The organism is Cupriavidus sp. YR651 (assembly GCF_900101625.1).
Taxonomy (GTDB): Bacteria; Pseudomonadota; Gammaproteobacteria; order Burkholderiales; family Burkholderiaceae; genus Cupriavidus.
This window is the reverse complement of the sequence record NZ_FMYZ01000002.1, coordinates 327,134-341,904: the sequence shown is the minus strand read 5'-3', so window position 1 is coordinate 341,904 and position 14,771 is coordinate 327,134. Positions and strand designations below refer to the sequence as shown.

Below are 14,771 nucleotides of genomic sequence, written 5' to 3'. Positions count from 1 at the left end.
GCGGAGTCATGCTGCATCGCAGCACTATCTCCGCTCCAAGTCCCGCCTCAATCAGGGATACAGGCCGCGCATCTCGCGCGCCTGCAGGATTCGCGTACAGGCGACGATGAACGCAGCCGTACGCAGCGTGACCTTGTTTTCCTGGGCAACCTGCCAGATCGCCCGGAAGGCTTCTTGCATGATTCGTACCAGGCGTTCGTTGATTTCCTCCTCGGTCCAGAAGAAGCTCGAGAAATCCTGCACCCATTCAAAGTAGGACACGGTCACGCCGCCGGCGTTGGCAATCACGTCCGGGCAGACCAGGATGTTGCGCTCGCGCAGGATGTCATCCGCTTCCGGCGTGGTCGGGCCGTTGGCGCCCTCGATCACCAGCCGGGCGGTGATCTTTGGCGCGTTCTCCGCCGTGATCTGGCCTTCCAGCGCGGCCGGAATCAGGATGTCGCACTCGACTTCCCAGAACTGCCCGGTCGCCAGGACCTCGCCGCGGAAGCCCTCGATGGTGCCGCTGTGCGAGGCATATTCCATCATCGCCGGAACATCCAGGCCAGCCGGGTTGTACAGCGTGGTGCGGTGATCCTGCACGGCCACGACCTTGGCGCCGGCCTCATGGAACAGCTTGGCGGCGACCGCGCCCACATTGCCGAAACCCTGTACGGCCACGCGCGCGCCCTTGATGTCCATACCCAGGTTGCGGGCGGCTTCCGAGCCCACGACGAACACGCCGCGGCCGGTGGCCTCGTGACGGCCCAGGGAGCCGCCCAGCGAGATCGGCTTGCCGGTCACCACGCCGGTGGACGTGCTACCCGAATTCATCGAGTACGTATCCATCATCCAGGCCATGACCTGGGCGTTGGTATTGACGTCCGGCGCAGGAATGTCCTTGCTCGGTCCGATGATGATGTTGATTTCGCTGGTGTAGCGGCGGGTCAGGCGTTCCAGCTCGCCCTTCGACAGCGAGCGCGGATCCACGCGGATGCCGCCCTTGGCGCCGCCGTACGGCACGTTGACCGCGGCGTTCTTGACCGACATCCACGCCGACAGCGCCATCACTTCCGACAGCGTCACGTCCTGGTGGAAACGCACGCCACCCTTGCCCGGGCCGCGCGACAGGTTGTGCTGCACGCGATAGCCCTCGTAGTGGGCGATCGTGCCGTTATCCATTTCGATGGGCACGTCCACGACCAGCGCACGCTTGGGGCGCTTCAGCGTTTCGACCCAGCGCGCCAGCGAGCCCAGGTAGGGCGTGACGCGGTCGACTTGCTGCAGGTAGATGCCCCAGGGCCCGAGCGCCTCGGCGTTCAGGTAGGAAGGCAGGATATGGGAGTTGACGGACGACTTGGACGGTGCTGCGGAAGACATCGTTGGGTTCCGAGTGAAGGTGACACGGAGCATATCGGCGCCCCGCACCCCGAATCCAATGCCGATTGCTCATCCGCCCCCGAACGGTTATGCAACCCTTGCATAACCTTGCCTGCCGCGTCTTACGCCGTCAGGGACGCCCAGATCTTGTCCACCAGTTGGCGCTTGCGCCGGACCTGGCCACCGCGCCGGTCGTTGGACGCCTCGGAGGGCCGTTCCCGATAAAGCCGGATCTCCATGTCGATGGACCGCGGCAACCCGCGCGCGGCCTCGGCCCGCACGAGCCGGCCGGCGGCCACGTCCTCGCGCACCGCGCTCTCGGGCAGGAAGGCCATGCCGTGCCCCGCCAGCGCCATCACCTTGAGGGCCTCGGCCATATCGGTCTCGTAGCATTTGTCGAGCTTGAGCGTGTCGCCCGATTCCGCCAGCAGCATGTCCACCATCCGGCCCAGGAAGGCATTGGGGGTATAGCTCAGGAACGGCACGGGCTTCTTGTCCGTGCCCGGCAGCCGGAACAATGGCCGCCCGGTGGCATCCGGCACGCTGAAGGGCGACAGCCTTTCCGTACCAAGTACCAGCATGTCGTAGTGCGCCGGATCAAGCTGGATCGCCTGGCGCGCGTGGTGATAGACCATGACCAGGTCGCACCCCCCTTCCACCAGCATCAGCACCGCGTCGTGGACGTTCAGCGCGCGCAGCCGGCACGGCAGCGTGCCGACCTTGCGCTCCACGCCCTTGAGCCATTCCGGGAAGAATGTCAGGGACAGCGTGTGCGGCACCGCGAATTCCAGCACCTGCGCGTTGGCGGAACGCTGGCCGCGCATCAGCGCGCGGGTTTCGCTGACCTGCGCCAGCATCGCCAGGGCCTGCTCGTAGAACACCTTGCCAGCCGCCGTCAGGCTGGTGGGATAGCTGGAGCGGTCGATCAGCTCGGTGCCAACCCACGCCTCCAGCGACTGGATGCGGCGCGAGAACGCCGGCTGGGTCACGTGCCGCAGCTCCGCCGAGCGCGAAAAGCTGTGCGTCTCGGCCAGGCTGACGAAGTCTTCAAGCCATTTGATTTCCATGGCGCGAATTATCGCTTGCCGCTCGTCGTAGCGCACGATGAGCAAGCTGATTCCAATTTTCTGCCAGCCTGTAGAACAGGATTACAATTTGGAACCGATTCCGACCAAAGAATGCATGATCTTGCTCCGGAGGCACTTCTATGATGGATGGCATACCACATCGAATCCGAGCCAGCCATGCCCGCCCCGCACACGTCCGCCGTTCAACCATGCGTCCCCAGTGGGCCCACGACGTCTCCCCTGAACCTGCTGGCCACCGGCATGGAAGCCACGCTGGCCCAGAGCGCCCGCATGGTCGCCGCCCACGTGGCAGCCAGCCTGTCCGATGCCGATACGCTGCTGGCAGCGCTGCCGCCCGGCGCGCTGGACGGCAGCCCCGAGACCTACACGCGCCATCTGGTCCATGCCGATCCATACGAGCGGTTCTCCGTCATGCTGCTGATCTGGCGTCCCGGCCAGTTCAGCCCCGTCCACGGCCATCGCACCTGGTGCGCGTACCGCGTGCTGCGCGGCACGCTGTCCGAGCGGCACTACCGCTGGAATCCCGAGAGCCGGACCGCCACACAAGTCAACGCGGTAACGCGCGAGGCCGGCGCGACGTTCAGCGTGCCGGCCGGCTTGCAGCATATCCACGCGCTGGGCAACACCAGCGACGAGGTCGCCATCTCGCTCCACATCTACGGCGTGGAGCAGGACCGCATCGCCACCGGCGTCAACCTGCTGATCGACACCGTCACGACCTGACACTCGCGGCGCCGGGCCCCGGCGGGTGTGCAGCGCCCCGGGGCCCATTACCCATTGACGCGAGACGCCATGGACCGCTATGACCGCCAGATCCTCGGCATCCTGCAGGAAGATGCCACCGTGCCCGTCGCCGAGATCGGCGAACAGGTCGGACTGACCTCCACGCCCTGCTGGCGCCGGGTGCAGAAGCTGGAAGAATCCGGCGTCATCCGCAAGCGCGTGGCGCTGCTGGATGCCGGCAAGCTCAATGTGGGCGTGACGGTGTTCGTCTCGATCCGGACCAACCAGCACAACGTGAAGTGGCTGAAGGCCTTTCACGGGCTGGTCGCGTCGATTCCCGAGGTCACCGAGTTCTATCGGATGGCCGGGGATACCGACTACCTGCTGCGCGTGGTCGTGCCGGACATCGCCGCCTATGACGCCGTGTACAAGAAGCTGATCCAGGGCGCGGAGCTGGCCGATGTCAGCTCGAGCTTCGCGATGGAGCAAATCAAATACACCACGGCACTGCCGCTCGACTACGCCTGAGCCGCCAAAGACGCGAACGGCGCATCGCGGGCCTCATCAGCCGCGATGCGCCCATCCTGTCATTCGCTTCTCCAGCACGGAAAACAGCTCGTACATCCCCATCGCCATCGCGGCGATGACCACGAGCCCCGCAAACGCCAGCGGCATCTTCATCGCCGAACCGGCGGACACCAGCAGATAGCCAATTCCTTCGTTCGCCGCGTTCATCTCGGACACCGTCGTGCCGACGAACGCGAGCGTGATCGCCACCTTCAGCGACGCAAAGAAAAATGGCATGGCACGCGGCAGGCCGACCTTGAACAGGACGTCCCGCCGCCTGGCGCCGAGCACGCGCAGCACGTCCTCAAGTTCCGGCTCCAGCGTGGCCAGGCCCGTGGCGATGTTGACCATGATCGGGAAGAACGAGATCAGGAACGCGGTCAGGATGGCCGGGCCTGCGCCAAGGCCGAACCACACCACCAGGATGGGCACGAATGCCGCCTTGGGCAGCGCATTGAACGCCGTCATCAGCGGATACGTGGCCGCATAGGTCAGCCTGGACGAACCCATCAGCAGCCCCAGCACCACGCCTACGCCGATGGCCAGCCCGAAGCCGACCATCGTGGTCCAGAACGTGCGCCACGCATGGCCCGCGATCACGTCGCCATATTCGGTCAGCGACGACACGATGGCCGACGGGCTCGGCAGGATGAAGTCGGAAATATCAAAGATCAGGCACGCACCCTGCCACAGCAGCAGGAAGGCACCCAGCAGAAGCCACGGCGCGACGCGCTGCACGCGCCTCGCCTGGGAAGACGTCAGTGTCGTCATGATCAATGCTGCCGGACGTGGCCGATCTTCTCGCGCAGTTCGTGCACGCGTTCGGCAAAGGGTTCGGTGTAGGTGACTTCGAGCGGTCGCGGGCGCGCCAGGTCGATTTCCTTGCGCAACAGGATGCGGCCCGGCCGGGCGCTCATCACGTAGACGGTGTCGGCCAGGAACACCGCCTCACGCAGATCGTGCGTGACGAGGATCACGTTGAAGCGTTGCGCCTGCCAGAGATCGCGCAGCACGCACCAGAGTTCTTCACGCGTGAACGCGTCGAGCGCGCCAAACGGTTCGTCCAGCAGCAACATGCGTGGCCGGTGGATCAGCGCCCGGCAGATTGACGCGCGTTGCTGCATGCCGCCCGAAAGCTGCCACGGATACTTGTCCTCGTATCCGGACAGCCCCACGGTCTTCAGCAATTCGCGCGCACGCGCCACGTATGCATCGCGCTTCGCGCGCATGGTCGACCGGTACGGCTCGACAATCTCCAGCGGCAGCATCACGTTGTCGAGCGTGGTTCGCCACGGCAGGAGCGTCGGCGCCTGGAAGGCCATGCCGACCTGCTTGAGCGGGCCGTGGACCTTCTCGCCGGCAATGCTCACCGCGCCGCGCGTGGCCGGACGCAGGCCGGTGGCCAGCTTCATGAACGTCGACTTGCCGCAGCCGGACGGGCCGACGATGGCGATGAACTCGCCCGCCGCCGCCTGCAGCGAAATGTCTTCCACCGCGAACTCGCCACGGCGGGCGAGTTCGTCGTCATAGGCCAGCCAGACACGATTGAAATCGACGAACGGCTTGCTCTCGGTAGGCGCCCCGCCCGTGGCGGGGGAAATGTCCTGCCTTGCCATCATCGCAGCACATCCAGGTCAGCCGCAGGCGGCAGGTAGGCGTCGGTCCACAACGCGTCCGGGTTGATGCGGCCCTTGGTGCCGAAGGCATCGGCCACCTGCGACGCCATCAGCGATAGCCGCGGCTTGCTCACCCGCCCAAAGCCCTCCGCCCTGGCATCCGGCGACTTCACCACGCTATCAAGGGCGAGCTTCAGGCGGCGCACCTCCAGCTTCTCGTCGATGATCCCGTCGCGCGCCTTGACCGCCTTGATGCCCTCCTCCGGATGCGCGATCACGTCGCGCGCGGATTTGGCAAACGCGCGCAGGAACGCCTTGACGGCCTCCGGATTGCTCTTCAGGAACGACTCCGAGGCAATCACCGCGTTGCCATACAGCTTCACGCCGTATTGGGGATACGGCAGCACGACGATGTCCTCGTCCTTCACGCCGCGCGCATTGAGGTTCAGGATCGACGTGAAGGAGAAGCCCGTGATCGCATCGAGATCGCCACGCGTCAGCATGGTCTCGCGCAGCGTGGGATCCATCGCCTGCCAGTTGAACGACGACGCCTGCAAGCCGTTGGCCTTGGCGAAGATCGGGAATGCGCGGCGGCCCGCGTCAAACACCGGGGCGCCGAGCTTCTTGCCGGCCAGGTCCTTCGGCGCGCGGATGCCGGACTTCTTCAGCGCCAGTACGGCCGCGGGCGTGTTGTTGTAGACCATCATCACGGCCACCGGCTTGTTCTTCGCGTCCGGGTTGTTGCCGTAGAACTCCATCACCGACGCCATGTCGGCAAAGCCCATGTCATACGTGCCGGTGGCCACGCGGTTGACCACGTTGCCGGACCCGTTGCCGGCGTCGATCGACACATCCAGGCGCTCGCTCTTGTAGTAGCCCTTCTGCTCGCCCAGCAGGAACAGCGCGGACGGGCCCTCGAAGCGCCAGTCGAGCTGGAAACGGATCCTGGTGGTGGCTTGCGCCTGTGCGGTGCCTGCGCAGAGTGTCGACAGCACCATCGCAGTGCCAAGGGCGGCGCTCAGCTTCAGGCATTGACGGCGCGCGAGGGATTGCGGCATGAACCTTCTCCAGTAGTTGATCTCTCTGGAGAAGGCTTTTCGCAAGGCGCGTGCCAGCTATTCACATGGCCGTCGCGCCCCGATGCAGGGCGTGAACGTGGTCCATTGACGAACCATGATTGTGCGCAGGTGCGTGTGGAGCGCAGTTGCCGACCGCAATTGTCGACAATCGCGGTCGATGCGAGGACGGTCTCAGGCGTCCTGCGTGGCGTCACCGACGTCGATGGCCAGCGCGTCCGAGTGTGGCGCCCCTTCGGCCGCGCTGCGCGCCTGAATCTGCCACATCTCGGCATAGCGCCCGTTGGCCCGCATCAGCGCGGCGTGCGTACCGCGTTCGATGATGCGGCCGTGATCCATCACCAGGATCTGGTCGGCGTGGACCACCGTGGACAGTCGGTGGGCGATCAGCAGCGTGGTGCGGTTCTGCGCCAGCCGCATGAGCTCGGCCTGGATCGCCTGCTCGGTGCGGGAATCCAGCGCCGACGTGGCTTCGTCGAACACGAGGATCGGCGGGTTCTTCAGCAGCGTCCGGGCGATGGCCACGCGTTGCTTCTCGCCACCCGACAGCTTCAGGCCGCGCTCGCCCACCGGCGTGTCGTAGCCCTGTGGCAGTTCGCGGATGAAGCTGTCGATCTGCGCGGCGCGCGCGGCGTCGATGACCTCGTCGCGCGTGGCTTCGGGACGGCCGTAGGCGATGTTGTAGTAGATGCTGTCGTTGAACAACACGGTGTCCTGCGGCACGATGCCGATCGACGCACGCAGGCTCGCCTGGCGGATGCTGCGGATATCCTGCCCGTCGATCTCGATGCCGCCGCTGCTGGCGTCGTAGAAGCGGAACAGCAACCGCGCCAGCGTCGACTTGCCCGAACCGCTATGCCCGACCACGGCCGTCGTCGTGCCCGCCGCGATCGTGAAGTCCACATCATTCAGGATCACGCGATTGTTTTCGTAGCCAAAGCCAACGTGGCGGAAGCGCACCTCGGCACCCGTCACCTGCAGCGCCGGCGCGTCGGGCGCGTCCGCCACTTCCATGTTCGTGCCCAGCAGAACGAACATGCGATCCATGTCCGTGGTGGCCTGCTTGATTTCCCGGTAGATCACGCCCAGGAAATTCAGCGGGATATAGAGCTGGATCATCAGCGTGTTGACCAGCACAAGATCGCCGAGCGTCAGCTTGCCGGCCGCAACGCCGACGGTGGCGCGCCACAGGATCAGGATCAGCCCCACCGCGATGATCGCCTGCTGGCCGAAGTTCAGGAACGACAGCGAGTTCTGCGAGCGGATGGCCGCCGTGCGATAGGTGCGCAGGTTCTCGTCATAGCGCCGCGCCTCGTACTCCTCGTTGCCGAAGTACTTCACGGTCTCGAAGTTCAGCAGCGAGTCGATGGCCTTCTGGTTGGCACGCGAATCGAGCTCGTTCATCTTGCGCCGGAAGTGCGTGCGCCACTCGGTCACGACGATCGTGAAGACGATGTAGCCCACCAGCGCGCAGGTGGTGATGGCCGCGAACCAGATGTCGTAGCGCACGACGAAGAAGCCGATCACCAGCGACATCTCCACCAGCGTGGGCAGGATGCTGTACAGCGAATAGGAAATCAGCGACTGGATGCCGCGCGTGCCGCGCTCGATGTCGCGGCTCATGCCGCCAGTCTGCCGCTCCAGGTGGAAGCGTAGCGACAGGGCATGAAGATGCCGGAACACCTGCAGCGCGATCTCGCGCACGGCGCTCTGCGTGACCTTGGAAAAGAGGATCTCGCGCAACTCGGTGAATAACGTGCCGGAGAGTCGCAGCACGCCATAGGCAACAATCAGCCCGACAGGCACCACCAGCAAGGCAGCCGTGTCGCCCGGCCCGATGTTCATGCTGTCGACCAGCTTCTTCATCAGCACGGGCACGCCCAGGTTGGCCACCTTGGCCGCCACCAGGCAGGTCAGCGCCAGCATCACGCGCCACTTGTAGTGCCAGACGTAGGGCAGGAGGTTACGGACGGTCTGCCAGTCGCTGCGAGGCGCACCGGTGTTATGGAACAGCGTGTTGGCCGGGTCGGCGGGGGCGGGCTCGGCGGTCGTGGAATAGCGGCGCATACGTTAGAATTCGGGCCAATGCCGCGATTGTCGCAGAGATCGCACAGCCCGGCAGATCAAGCCCTCCGTACCCTACCTGCCCGCCATGACCATACCTGCCCCCCTCTCCGAACTGCCAGCCGGCAAGAACCCCGCCCTGCGCGTCGTGCCCATGCCGGCCGATGCCAATGTGCACGGCGATGTATTCGGCGGCTGGATCATGTCGCAAGTGGATATCGCGGGGTCCATCCCCGCGGTGGAACGCGCCCAGGGCCGCGTGGCCACGGTGGCGGTCAATTCGTTCCTGTTCAAGCACCCCGTGTTCGTGGGAGACCTCGTGAGCTTCTATGCGGAGATCGTGAAGACGGGCCGGACCTCGATCACGGTGTCCGTGGAGGTGTACGCGCAACGCATGCGCCACAGGCACGCGGTGGTGAAGGTCACGGAAGCCACGTTGACGTACGTGGCAACGGATGAGAGCCGCCAGCCGCGCACGCTGCCGACGGCCTGAACTTCGCCGGCTGTGGCCTCGCCGCCCCGCAAGCGGGAGAGCGAGGCCACACCTCAGCCTTCGACGCGCGCCGCCGAAGCATCGGCTTTGGGCGCCCGGGAAAACACCGAGGCGCGCGCCGCTCAACTGAACTTCGAGAAATCCGGCTTGCGTTTCTCGAAGAACGCCGAGAACGCCTCCTTCGCTTCCGGCGCTCCCAGCATCTGGCGGAACACCTCGCCTTCCTCGGCCATCTTCTTCTCCACGGCCGCCACATCATCCCCCTTCATCAGCCGCTTGGTCTCCCGTAGCGACGACGCCGGCAACGCGGCCAGCTTCGCTGCCTGCTGACGCACGTAGTCCGCCAGTTCGGCCACGGGGAGCACCTTGGTCACCAACCCCATCGCGTGGGCTTCCTGCGCGCTGAACGCCTCGCCCAGCAGCAGCTTCTCCGCGGCACGCTGGTAGCCGACCAGACGCGGCAGCAACAGGCTCGACGCTGCCTCCGGGCACAGGCCCAACTGCGCGAACGGCAGCGACAGCCTGGCGGAATCCGACGCATAGACCAGATCGCAATGCAGCAGCAGCGTGGTGCCGATACCCACCGCTGCACCGCTTACCGATGCCACCACCGGCTTGCTCGCGTGGCTGATCGCGTGCAGGAACTGGAACACCGGCGCCGGCGTGCCATCCGCGCCGTGCGTCGGCGGACGCTTCATGAAGTCCTCCAGGTCGTTGCCGGCCGTGAAGATCTCCGGCTTGCCTTCGATCACGATCACGCGCACGGCGGTATCGGTCTCGGCGGCGCGCAGGGCGTCGGCCATCGTCTGGTACATCGCCGCGGTGATGGCGTTCTTCTTGTCGATGCGATCGAAGCCAATGGTCAGGATGCCCTGGTCGATGCGGGTGGCAATGCTCATGTCAAACCTCGTCTCTATCGTGCTCGGTGGTTATCGTGCGCCGCTCAGACGAACGGTGGCGGCACTTCGGAAAGGTAACTCAGGCCAAACGCGCCCGCGCCCACGTTGAGCGCGACGGTCAGGCTCATCGGGGCCAGCATCAGCTCCACGTCATGCGTCTGCGCCGTCCGGGCCAGCGACTGCCACGCGGGCCATGCCCGCACGTCGCCGATATTGCCCGCGTAGGCGGCGGAAATCGCCGGCGTGAGCAGACAGCCGTTGCGGATGCAGGTCTCGGTATGGGCCAGCAGTCGACGGATGCCGTCTTCGGGGCCGCGCGCCTTGGCGATGGCCGCGGTGTCCCCCTGGTGCATATGGATCACCGGACGGATATTGAACGCGCTACCCAGCATGTAGCGGCTCCATGTGATGCTGTTCTCGCCCTTGAGCTTGGCGCGCGTGTACATGTACAGCAGTTCGTTGGGAATCAGGAACATGTGGGCGGCGTCGCGCAACCGGGTTTCGACGGCGTCCGACACGGCAGCGGCATCGGCGCCATCGGCCAGCATGCGCGCGGCCTCGCGCACGATCAGCGCCTGCCCCGGCCCGATCGCGCCGGTGTCGATCACGGTCAGATCGAACAGGCCGCTACGGCCGGCGTCCTTGCGCAGCTTGAAACTGCGTGCGACGGTCCCGACCACGGCACCCGTGGCGTTCGCGTAGAACTTGCTGCGCGTGCTCGCGATGGTCAGCAGAATGGCGCGATCGCAGCCGGCCACCACATTCCTGAGCAAGTGGTCCTCCAGCTCGCGTTCGAGCAGGGGAATCGATTCGGCGTAGTGGTCCTGCTTGCCGACCAGGTATTGCTGATACAGATCGGGCAGCGCTTCCTCGTCGCGGGTGTCGACCACGAAGCGGTCGCCCGCGCGGATGCGGAAAGGAATGGTGCGGACGCCCAGGGCGTCCATCATTGCGCGCGGCATGTCGCATGCCGCGTCGGCCAGAATTGCTGTCTCCTGCATATTGTTGTTTTCCTCCGTTTCAAGTGTGTTGGCATCTCCGTGTCCATCGCACTACTTTCTTCACCTGATCAGAGGGTGGGACAGCCAGCGGCTGGCTGTCCCGTCGGCGCGTTCAGACGCGCTCGAAGATTCCGGCTGCACCCATGCCCGTTCCCACGCACATGGTGACCATGCCGTACTTCAGGTTATGGCGGCGCAGCGCGTGCACCACGGTGGCCGAGCGGATCGCGCCCGTCGCACCGAGCGGATGGCCCAGTGCGATCGCACCGCCCATCCGGTTGACCCTGGCCGGGTCCAGCTCCAGGTCGCGCATCACCGCCAGCGACTGCGCGGCAAACGCTTCATTCAGTTCGATCCAGTCCATCTGATCCTGGGTCAGGCCGGCCGCGGCCAGCGCGGCAGGAATCGCCACCTTCGGGCCGATCCCCATGATCTCCGGCGGCACGCCGCGCACCGCGAACGACACGAAGCGCGCCAGCGGCACCAGGTTGAACTGCTTGAGGATCTTTTCCGAAACCAGGATCAGTGCGCCCGCGCCATCCGAAGTCTGCGAGCTGTTGCCGGCCGTGACGCTGCCCTTGTTGGCAAACACGGGGCGCAGCTTGCCGAGTCCTTCCAGCGACGTATCGAGACGCGGACCTTCGTCGAGCGAAATAGTACGCGTCTTTACGCTGACCTCGCCAGTGGCCAGATCCGGGAATTTCTCGACTACCTCAATCGGGGTAATTTCGTCGCTGAACTCGCCGGCCTGCTGCGCGGCGATCGCCTTCTGGTGCGATGCCAGCGAGAACGCATCCTGATCTTCCCGGCTGACCTTCCACTGGGTGGCCACCTTTTCGGCGGTCAGGCCCATGCCGTAGGCGATGCCCACGTTCTCGTCGCGCTCGAAGATCGACGGCGACATCGACGGCGAGTTGCCCATCATCGGCACCATGCTCATCGATTCGATGCCGGCGGCGATCATCACGTCGGATTCGCCCACGCGGATGCGGTCGGCGGCCATCGCCACGGCAGACAGGCCGGAGGCGCAGAAGCGGTTCACGGTGATGCCGCCCACGGTGTTGGGCAGGCCGGACAGCAGCGCGCCGATGCGCGCCACGTTCAGGCCCTGCTGCGCTTCGGGAATCGCGCAGCCGACGATGGCGTCTTCGATCAGGGCCGGGTCCAGGCCGGGTACCTGGGCCACGGCAGCCTTCAGGATCGTGGCCAGCAGGTCATCCGGACGCGTGTTCTTGAATGCGCCCTTCGGGGCCTTGCCGATCGGCGAACGGGTAGCCGCGACGATGTAAGCGTCTTGCAGTTGTTTCATGATGTCGGTTCCTCGTTGGCCTCTTAGTTGCGCACCGGCTTGCCGGTCTGCAGCATGCCCATGATGCGCTCCTGCGTCTTGCCCGTGCCCAGCAGTTCGATGAATGCCTTGCGTTCCAGCGCCAGCAGCCATTCCTCGCTGACCAGCGAGCCGGCTTCCACATCGCCGCCGCAGACGGCTTCGGCAATGCGCGAGGCGATCAGGAAATCATGCGCGGAGATGAAATTGCCGTCGCGCATGTTGACCAGCGACGCCTTGATCGTGGCGATGCCAGAACGGCCCGCCACTGGCACCAGCGCGCCCGGCACCGGCGCACGGTAGCCGGCGTTGGCCAGCGCGCGCACTTCGCTCTGCGCCACGTACAGCAGCTCGTGCACGTTATAGACGATGGTGTCGGTCGGCTGCACATAGCCCATCTTCTGGGCGTCCAGCGCCGAGGTCGACACCTTGGCCATCGCCGCCGCCTGGAAGCGGTTGGTGAGGAAGCTCAGGTAGTTCGTGCTGCCGGCGGCCTGTGCGGCCCGGGCAGCGGCAATCGCGGCTTCCTTCAGGCCGCCGCCGGCCGGCACGAGGCCCACGCCAACTTCCACCAGGCCCACGTAGCTTTCCAGCGCCACCACGCGCTTGGCCGACTGCAGCATCAGCTCGCAGCCGCCGCCGAGCGCGATGCCCGACACCGCTGGCACCACCGGCACCGCGGCGTACTTCACGCGCATCATGGTGTCCTGGAACTTCTTCACAAACGGTTCGATGCCCTTGGCACCGCCCATCATGAAGGCCGGCATCGCGGCTTCCAGATTGGCACCGGCGGAGAACGGGCCGCCCGGCGCGCCCAGTTGCAGCGACGTCGGCTGCCACACCACCAGGCCCTTGTAGTCGGCTTCGGCCAGTTCCACGGCACGCACGATCGTATCGAGCACGTCCGGGCCGACCGTGTTCATCTTGCTCTTGAACGAGATGATCAGCACATCGTCAGCGCCTTCGCTGGTCCAGATGCGCGCGCCATCATTCTCTTCGACGGTCTTGCCAGCCTTGCGCGGATCGGCGGCATCCGTGCCCTTGAGCGCGGCGCGGAACACCTGGCGCTCATAGACCGGCAGCGCGGCGCGCTTGACGAAGGCGCTGGCCGCCGGCGACCACGAACCTTGCGCGCTGTGCACGCCCTGGTTCGCAGCCACGGCACCGTCCAGCACCCATGCCGGCAGCGGCGCGTTCGACAGCGCGCGGCCAGCATCGATATCTTCCTTGACCCACTCGGCCACCTGCTTCCAGCCCGCGGCCTGCCAGTCTTCGAACGGACCCGAGTTCCAGCCGAAGCCCCAGCGGATGGCCAGATCGATATCGGCCGCCGAACCGGCGATCTGTTCGAGGTACACGGCGATGTAGTGGAACACGTCACGGAACACGCCCCACAGGAACTGCGCCTGCGGGTTGGTCGACTCGCGCAGCAGCTTGATGCGCTCGGCGGGGTCCTTCTTCAACATGCGTACGACGATCTCGTCGGCCTTCTTGCCCGACTCCACGTACTGGCCCGTCTTCGCGTCCAGCACCTTGATCGCCTTGCCTTCCTTCTTGTAGAAGCCGGCGCCGGTCTTCTGGCCCAGTGCGCCTGCGTCGACCAGGCCCTTGAGCACGGCCGGGGTCTTGTACACCGGCGCGAACGGGTCGTTGGTCAGGTTGTCCTGCATCGTCTTGATGACGTGCGCCATCGTGTCCAGACCGACCACGTCGGCGGTGCGGAACGTGGCCGACTTGGCGCGGCCCAGCTTGGAGCCGGTGAGGTCGTCGACGACATCGAACGGGATGCCGAACTTCTCGGCTTCGGCAAACACGGCCAGGATCGAGAAGATGCCGACGCGGTTGGCGATGAAGTTCGGCGTGTCCTTGGCACGCACCACGCCCTTGCCGAGCGTGGTGGTCAGGAACGCTTCCAGGCGGTCCAGGATCTCGGGCTGCGTGGTGGCCGTGGGGATCAGCTCCACCAGGTGCATGTAGCGCGGCGGATTGAAGAAGTGCACGCCGCAGAAGCGCGCCTTCAGATCGGCATCAAACCCGTCGGACAGCGCGGTGATCGACAGGCCCGAGGTGTTGGTCGCGAAGATCGCATTCGGCGCCAGATGCGGAGCGACCTTCTTGTACAGGTCGTGCTTCCAGTCCATGCGCTCGGCGATGGCTTCGATGACAACGTCGCACTCCTTCAGCAGGGCGATATCGTCTTCGTAGTTGGCGGGACGGATCAGGCCGGCTTCGTCCTTGATGCCAAGCGGCGCCGGGGACAACTTCTTCAGGTTCTCGATCGCACGTTGGGCGATGCCGTTCTTCGGGCCTTCCTTGGCGGGGAGATCGAACAGCACCACGGGCACGCGGGCGTTGACCAGGTGGGCGGCGATCTGCGCGCCCATGACGCCGGCACCCAGCACGGCGACCTTCTTGACGATGAAATTGGACATGCGCGCTCCTTGAGTCGTGAGCGTTGAGATGAGAGGTGTGCCGGGGGCGCCGGGCCGCCGCTCGTTATTCGCGCCGCCCCGGTTCACGGGAGCGGCGATCGAGCGAAGCGGCAGGTCGGGCGTCCC

General features: G+C 65.6%; 13 protein-coding genes. 3 read left to right on the top strand and 10 right to left on the bottom strand.

Translation table 11 applies throughout. The features are described 5' to 3' along the window. Positions 1-51: 51 nt before the first annotated feature. Positions 52-1,359: a Glu/Leu/Phe/Val family dehydrogenase gene (locus BLR29_RS07685; protein ID WP_092135923.1), complete on the bottom strand. Its 1,308-nt coding sequence runs from the start codon at positions 1,357-1,359 to the stop codon at positions 52-54. Positions 1,360-1,481: 122 nt separating this feature from the next. Beyond that, on the bottom strand, positions 1,482-2,426 hold the full coding sequence (locus BLR29_RS07680) for a LysR substrate-binding domain-containing protein (protein WP_092136670.1): 945 nt from the start codon (positions 2,424-2,426) through the stop codon (positions 1,482-1,484). A 177-nt stretch (positions 2,427-2,603) separates the two neighbouring features. Between BLR29_RS07680 and BLR29_RS07675 the strand changes: the two genes are divergently transcribed. After that, positions 2,604-3,170: a cysteine dioxygenase family protein gene (locus BLR29_RS07675; RefSeq protein WP_092136667.1), complete on the top strand. Its 567-nt coding sequence runs from the start codon at positions 2,604-2,606 to the stop codon at positions 3,168-3,170. 69 nt (positions 3,171-3,239) lie between these two features. Next, positions 3,240-3,698, top strand: coding sequence for an Lrp/AsnC family transcriptional regulator (locus BLR29_RS07670; protein WP_092135922.1), 459 nt, complete (start codon positions 3,240-3,242; stop codon positions 3,696-3,698). A 36-nt stretch (positions 3,699-3,734) separates the two neighbouring features. On the opposite strand, the gene BLR29_RS07665 is transcribed toward BLR29_RS07670, so the two are convergent. The 4 genes from BLR29_RS07665 to BLR29_RS07650 form a co-directional block, all read right to left on the bottom strand. After that, positions 3,735-4,508, bottom strand: coding sequence for an ABC transporter permease (locus BLR29_RS07665; protein WP_092135920.1), 774 nt, complete (start codon positions 4,506-4,508; stop codon positions 3,735-3,737). A gap of 2 nt (positions 4,509-4,510) precedes the next feature. Beyond that, on the bottom strand, positions 4,511-5,356 hold the full coding sequence (locus BLR29_RS07660; protein ID WP_092135919.1) for an ABC transporter ATP-binding protein: 846 nt from the start codon (positions 5,354-5,356) through the stop codon (positions 4,511-4,513). Continuing rightward, complete coding sequence (locus BLR29_RS07655) at positions 5,353-6,411, bottom strand: ABC transporter substrate-binding protein (RefSeq protein WP_092135917.1); 1,059 nt, start codon at positions 6,409-6,411, stop codon at positions 5,353-5,355. Before BLR29_RS07655 ends, BLR29_RS07660 begins: the two co-directional genes overlap by 4 nt. Before the next feature lie 192 nt (positions 6,412-6,603). Next, entirely contained in the window at positions 6,604-8,496 is a 1,893-nt protein-coding gene (locus tag BLR29_RS07650) for an ABCB family ABC transporter ATP-binding protein/permease (RefSeq protein WP_092135915.1), read from the bottom strand. 85 nt (positions 8,497-8,581) lie between these two features. On the opposite strand from BLR29_RS07650, the gene BLR29_RS07645 reads away from it, so the two are divergent. Further along, entirely contained in the window at positions 8,582-8,986 is a 405-nt protein-coding gene (locus BLR29_RS07645) for an acyl-CoA thioesterase (protein WP_092135914.1), read from the top strand. Between the two features lie 122 nt (positions 8,987-9,108). Here the strand turns inward: BLR29_RS07645 and BLR29_RS07640 are convergent, their stop codons facing one another. The 4 genes from BLR29_RS07640 to BLR29_RS07625 all read right to left on the bottom strand — a co-directional run bounded on the left by BLR29_RS07640 (position 9,109) and on the right by BLR29_RS07625 (position 14,645). Further along, a complete protein-coding gene (locus BLR29_RS07640) occupies positions 9,109-9,885 on the bottom strand; it encodes an enoyl-CoA hydratase (RefSeq protein ID WP_092135912.1) in 777 nt (258 codons plus the stop codon). Between the two features lie 44 nt (positions 9,886-9,929). Then, positions 9,930-10,886, bottom strand: a complete 957-nt coding sequence (locus tag BLR29_RS07635) for a DegV family protein (protein ID WP_092135910.1) — start codon at positions 10,884-10,886, stop codon at positions 9,930-9,932. Between the two features lie 112 nt (positions 10,887-10,998). Next, positions 10,999-12,198, bottom strand: coding sequence for an acetyl-CoA C-acyltransferase (locus BLR29_RS07630; RefSeq protein ID WP_092136665.1), 1,200 nt, complete (start codon positions 12,196-12,198; stop codon positions 10,999-11,001). A 20-nt stretch (positions 12,199-12,218) separates the two neighbouring features. Further along, on the bottom strand, positions 12,219-14,645 hold the full coding sequence (locus tag BLR29_RS07625) for a 3-hydroxyacyl-CoA dehydrogenase/enoyl-CoA hydratase family protein (RefSeq protein WP_092135909.1): 2,427 nt from the start codon (positions 14,643-14,645) through the stop codon (positions 12,219-12,221). Positions 14,646-14,771 lie beyond the last annotated feature (126 nt).

What these genes read in the sequence shown, in the direction of transcription:
- BLR29_RS07680 (WP_092136670.1), bottom strand. Translation starts at nt 2,426, where the DNA reads ATGGAAATCAAATGGCTTGAAGACTTCGTCAGCCTGGCCGAGACGCAC.
- BLR29_RS07665 (WP_092135920.1), bottom strand. Translation starts at nt 4,508, where the DNA reads ATGACGACACTGACGTCTTCCCAGGCGAGGCGCGTGCAGCGCGTCGCG.
- BLR29_RS07675 (WP_092136667.1), top strand. Translation starts at nt 2,604, where the DNA reads ATGCCCGCCCCGCACACGTCCGCCGTTCAACCATGCGTCCCCAGTGGG.
- BLR29_RS07645 (WP_092135914.1), top strand. Translation starts at nt 8,582, where the DNA reads ATGACCATACCTGCCCCCCTCTCCGAACTGCCAGCCGGCAAGAACCCC.
- BLR29_RS07625 (WP_092135909.1), bottom strand. Translation starts at nt 14,645, where the DNA reads ATGTCCAATTTCATCGTCAAGAAGGTCGCCGTGCTGGGTGCCGGCGTC.
- BLR29_RS07670 (WP_092135922.1), top strand. Translation starts at nt 3,240, where the DNA reads ATGGACCGCTATGACCGCCAGATCCTCGGCATCCTGCAGGAAGATGCC.
- BLR29_RS07640 (WP_092135912.1), bottom strand. Translation starts at nt 9,885, where the DNA reads ATGAGCATTGCCACCCGCATCGACCAGGGCATCCTGACCATTGGCTTC.
- BLR29_RS07660 (WP_092135919.1), bottom strand. Translation starts at nt 5,356, where the DNA reads ATGATGGCAAGGCAGGACATTTCCCCCGCCACGGGCGGGGCGCCTACC.
- BLR29_RS07650 (WP_092135915.1), bottom strand. Translation starts at nt 8,496, where the DNA reads ATGCGCCGCTATTCCACGACCGCCGAGCCCGCCCCCGCCGACCCGGCC.
- BLR29_RS07655 (WP_092135917.1), bottom strand. Translation starts at nt 6,411, where the DNA reads ATGCCGCAATCCCTCGCGCGCCGTCAATGCCTGAAGCTGAGCGCCGCC.
- BLR29_RS07635 (WP_092135910.1), bottom strand. Translation starts at nt 10,886, where the DNA reads ATGCAGGAGACAGCAATTCTGGCCGACGCGGCATGCGACATGCCGCGC.
- BLR29_RS07685 (WP_092135923.1), bottom strand. Translation starts at nt 1,359, where the DNA reads ATGTCTTCCGCAGCACCGTCCAAGTCGTCCGTCAACTCCCATATCCTG.